General features: G+C 46.5%; 1 protein-coding gene and 1 pseudogene. Both read right to left on the bottom strand.

Features of this window, described 5'->3' with window-relative positions:
• Positions 1-206: 206 nt before the first annotated feature.
• A complete protein-coding gene (locus BG32_RS01795) occupies positions 207-824 on the bottom strand; it encodes a hypothetical protein (RefSeq protein WP_014731219.1) in 618 nt (205 codons plus the stop codon).
• Positions 825-1313: 489 nt separating this feature from the next.
• Positions 1314-1598: pseudogene (locus BG32_RS15715) on the bottom strand (hypothetical protein); the annotation flags it as partial.

The following is a 1598-nucleotide window of genomic DNA, read 5'->3' on the forward strand; positions in this document are numbered from 1 at the left end:
GCTTCTCCAAAACCCGGATCCCGAAACAAGTTCGGGATGACAGAGTGAGGAGTCTCACAGGAATGACGCATAGAGAAACTTTCAAAAACCCGTTGTTCGATAACGCAGTGAGAGCTACAGGAAAGCCGCTACTGGACAACGATGTTTGATAATTTTAGGAGACTCCAACGGTTTTCAGGGTCTCCACAACATTCAGCCAGATAGAATTACTTTTTTGTTGTGAAACTCCAAATTGGACCAACTACTGGTTCTGAGCCTTCGTTCTTTGCGGCGATCTTCCAGTAGTATGTAGTATTTGGAAGGAGGCCGATTTTGTTATAAGTGTTCGTAGTTCGATTCGATCTGAAAAGGGAAGGATTGTGGAAAGTAGAAAGGTATAAATCGTACAATACCGCATCCCCGTCGGGATCTCCGCCTTCCCAAGACAAGAGAACTTCAAGATCAGTGTCTTTCGCGTCATTTGCAGGGGAAGGGTTCGAGGGAACGTTGGGGAATGATTTGACCGTTACTGTGAATGTCTTGTCAGATGACGCTTCCTTCTCGTCTTCTGCTTTTATAGTAACTGCAATATCGCCGAGTGGTCCGCTGACTGTCCATTCATAAAGGCTGCCTGAGACGGTTCCCGGTCCTCCAATAAGACTATATGAAAGAAGATGGCCGTCCGGATCTGAACAATAGTTGGCAAGGTTGATCTGGATTAGCTCTCCAATATTCTCGACAATTGTCTCTATGACACCCCATTCAGGCTTGCTATTCTTAATTGGACAGGCCGTAAGAAATAATACAGTAAGCACAAGAACCACCGTCAGGCGAAAACTCTTCATCTCATTATCCTCCACAATCTGAATTAGGAGATGAGAATGCTGCTTAGTCTGAAAAGTGAGTGGTTCTCTAACAAACATCTCCTTATAGATTTTAGAACAGTATCGGCCGATTCAGGCTCTTCTGGCCAGAGTGTTCTTTGCTGATTCCTTGGAGAAGGAGTTAAGATACACGTGTTCCTACGATAAGATCAGCCGAGAAAGAGCATTATAGAGAGTTTGCTGCGCTAACGAGAGACGAGAAATGGAGAAGCCAGTCTTCTGGCGCAGGCCATTCAAAAGGCGATAATCATCGCTGCCAGTGAAGGCTTCGCCTTCGCCAGTACCACTTCGCGGGAGAAGAGCCGCTGCACGCTTAAAAGCGGAGAACCCGCTGAACGCTGTGAAGAGCCGGTTCTTCGATAAGATCAAAAAACTAAAGAGGTCAGAGGTATGAGGGTAGACGTATGAAGATCAAGATCAAACATCACATACCAACATCATGAACTATTATCAGTATCTTGTGTTCCGTAGCTCTTTTCGAACCTGCAACCACCTACCTGCAACCCCGATCGGTTCAAAACCAGATCCCGAAACAAGTTCGGGATGACAGAGTGAGGGGCTTCCATGAACCGCTGCCCAGACAGCTTCCTCAGTTGCAGCAAAACCTTGAACTGCTGAGCCGGTTTTGTTCACGAAACCCCAGACTCGAGGCCCGAGACCCGTTTTGTTGGGCTTTTTACTTACAACTTGGAACTTGCATCTTGCAACTGATCCTTTGCTCTTTCCAACCCCCAA

This window comes from Mesotoga sp. HF07.pep.5.2.highcov (assembly GCF_003666285.1).
Lineage (GTDB): Bacteria > Thermotogota > Thermotogae > Petrotogales > Kosmotogaceae > Mesotoga > Mesotoga prima.